Here is a 2591-nt window from a genome sequence, read left to right as displayed (position 1 = left end):
GGCACGGTCCGTCGTCGTGCCGAGGATCTCGGCATCGACCTGTCCGACGTCGACATCATCGATCCGCGTACCAGTGACCTGGCCGGGCAGTTCGCCGAGATCTACACTGAGCTGCGCAAGCACAAGGGTATGACCCTGGAACGGGCGCACGAGATCGTCTCCGACGAGTCCTACTTCGGCACGATGATGCTGCACACCGGCATGGTCGACGGCATGGTCTCCGGCGCGGTGCACACCACGGCGCAGACTATCCGCCCGGCCTTCGAGATCATCAAAACCCAGCCCGGCGTCTCCACCGTGTCCAGCGTCTTCTTCATGTGTCTGGCCGACCGGGTCCTCACGTACGGCGACTGCGCGGTAGTGCCCGACCCCTCATCCGAGGAGTTGGCTGACATCGCCATCTCGTCGGCGGCCACGGCAGCTGCCTTCGGCATCGATCCGCGCGTCGCCATGCTCTCGTACTCGACCGGCGGATCAGGATCCGGCGTCGATGTGGATAAGGTCCGCACGGCCACTGAGCTAGTCCGTGACCGCGCACCCGAGCTGCTGGTGGAGGGGCCGATCCAGTACGACGCGGCAATCGATGAGACGGTGGCCAGCGCCAAAATGCCCGGCTCTCCGGTCGCCGGGAAGGCGACGGTGCTGATCTTCCCGGACCTCAATACCGGCAACAACACGTATAAGGCGGTGCAACGCAGCGCGAGCGCCGTGGCCATCGGCCCGGTCTTGCAGGGTCTGAACAAACCAATGAACGATCTCTCGCGTGGCGCCCTCGTCTCGGACATCGTCAACACCGTGGCGATCACCGCGATCCAGGCACAGAACCTCAAGAAGGCACAGAACCTCAAGAAGGCACAGAAATGACTCGAAAGACCATCGCCCCTGGCGCGGTGCTGGTGATCAACGCTGGCTCGTCATCGCTGAAGTATCAGCTCGTCGATCCACTCACTGAGAAGGTGTATGCCGACGGGCTGGCCGAACGGATCGGGGAGGCGACCGGATCGGCCATCAAGCACGAGGCGTTCGGCCGCAAGCGCACGGTGGAGGTCTCGTTGCCCGATCACCAGGCTGCGATCGGCACAGTCGCCGAGATGCTGCGCGAGGACGGAATATTCTTGGTCGATGCCGAACTCGCCGCGGTCGGGCACCGCGTCGTCCACGGGGGACGCAGTTTCCACGCACCGACGGTGATAGACGACGAGGTGCGCGCCGAGATCGAACGCATTGCCCCGCTCGCCCCGCTGCATAATCCGCCCAACCTGGTCGGTATCGAAGCGGTGTCCGCACTGCTGCCGGATGTGCCGGCCGTTGCGATCTTTGATACGGCCTTCTTTCATAATCTCCCCGATGAGTCGGCGACCTATGCCCTCGACGCCGAGACCGCCGCCAAGTATGCAATCCGCCGGTACGGCTTCCACGGCACCAGCCACCAGTACGTTTCCCGCCGAGCAGCGGAGTTTCTGGGCCGACCAGTCGAGGAGATCAACCAAATCGTCTTGCACCTGGGTAACGGTGCGTCGGTCTCGGCCGTCCAGAGGGGCCAACCGATCGACACGTCGATGGGCATGACGCCGCTCGAAGGCCTAGTCATGGGCACCCGCACCGGCGACATCGATCCGGGTATCGCCTTCCAGCTGGCGCGCGTCGGCGGCATGTCGGTCGACGAGATCGACCACCTCTACAACAAGCAATCAGGTCTGAAAGGCCTGTGCGGCGACAACGACTTCCGCACCATCCTCGAGCGCGTCGACGCCGGCGACCCGGCAGCCGTCGCGGCGTACCGCGTCTACCTGCACCGCCTCCGGCACTACATCGGGGCCTATCTGATTGAGCTCGGTGCCGTGGACGCGCTCGTCTTCACTGCCGGCGTTGGGGAGAACGCTGCCGCTGTCCGGGCAGATGCGCTCGCTGACCTGCAGATGTACGGCATCACGATCGATCCGGTGCGCAACGCCATACGTTCGGGTGAGGCCCGCCGGATTTCGACGGACGACTCCTCGGTAGCTGTGCTGGTGGTGCCGACCAATGAAGAGTTGGCTATCGCCCGACAGTCCGTCGCCGTCGTTGCAGGCCCCTGACCTGGGGAGTTGTGTTCTTGTTGGGGTGTGTGTAACTTTAACCGGGTTGCTCCGGCAGAACTTTCTAAGGAAAGTTCGGGGTTCGGGGTTGACAAGCAGGAAGCGGATCGGTTACGATAAGTTTCTACTCGTTGAGTCCGGGTTTTGCCTGGTTTTGACGGGGAGGGTTTCAGGCGGTAGTCTGGAGCAGTTGCCCGCGAGTCGGGTGGCGGTTGTTGTGCTCATTGAAGTTCGCATGGCCGGTGGGTTGTGTGGTGTTGGTGGGTGTGTGTTTTTTGAGAACTCGATAGTGTGTGATGGATTTTCTTGTGCCAGTTTTGTTTTGGCTGGTGTCGAGGATTTTCGGATATGAATTTTTTGTTTTTTGATGGTTATTTTTGATGCCAGTCAATTCTTTTTTGTTTGAAGGATTATTTTGGTCAGGTCTTTTCTCTGATACATGTTTTGTTTGGAGAGTTTGATCCTGGCTCAGGACGAACGCTGGCGGCGTGCTTAACACATGCAAGTCGAACG

The 2591-nt window shown here is 61.1% G+C and carries 2 protein-coding genes and 1 rRNA gene; all 3 read left to right on the top strand.

Annotation, left to right across the window (positions count from 1 at the left end; all coding sequences use genetic code 11):
- Positions 1 to 864: phosphate acetyltransferase (gene pta / locus WAW85_RS14860; RefSeq protein ID WP_422560365.1), on the top strand; the 864-nt coding region annotated here is incomplete at its 5' end.
- Positions 861 to 2078 (top strand): acetate kinase, encoded by a 1218-nt coding sequence (locus tag WAW85_RS14855; RefSeq protein WP_422560364.1) that lies wholly within the window; start codon positions 861 to 863, stop codon positions 2076 to 2078. The genes pta and WAW85_RS14855, both read left to right, overlap by 4 nt.
- Before the next feature lie 445 nt (positions 2079 to 2523).
- Positions 2524 to 2591, top strand: a 16S ribosomal RNA gene (locus WAW85_RS14850); the annotation flags it as partial.

Origin of the sequence: Gordonia sp. (in: high G+C Gram-positive bacteria) (assembly GCF_049299075.1) — a bacterium.
Lineage (GTDB): Bacteria > Actinomycetota > Actinomycetes > Mycobacteriales > Mycobacteriaceae > Gordonia.
The sequence above is the reverse complement of the archived record's forward strand: the minus strand, read 5'-3'. Positions and strand labels throughout refer to the sequence as shown.

Excerpts from the sequence above, each read along its gene's own strand:
- WAW85_RS14855 (WP_422560364.1), top strand. The coding sequence starts at position 861 with ATGACTCGAAAGACCATCGCCCCTGGCGCGGTGCTGGTGATCAACGCT.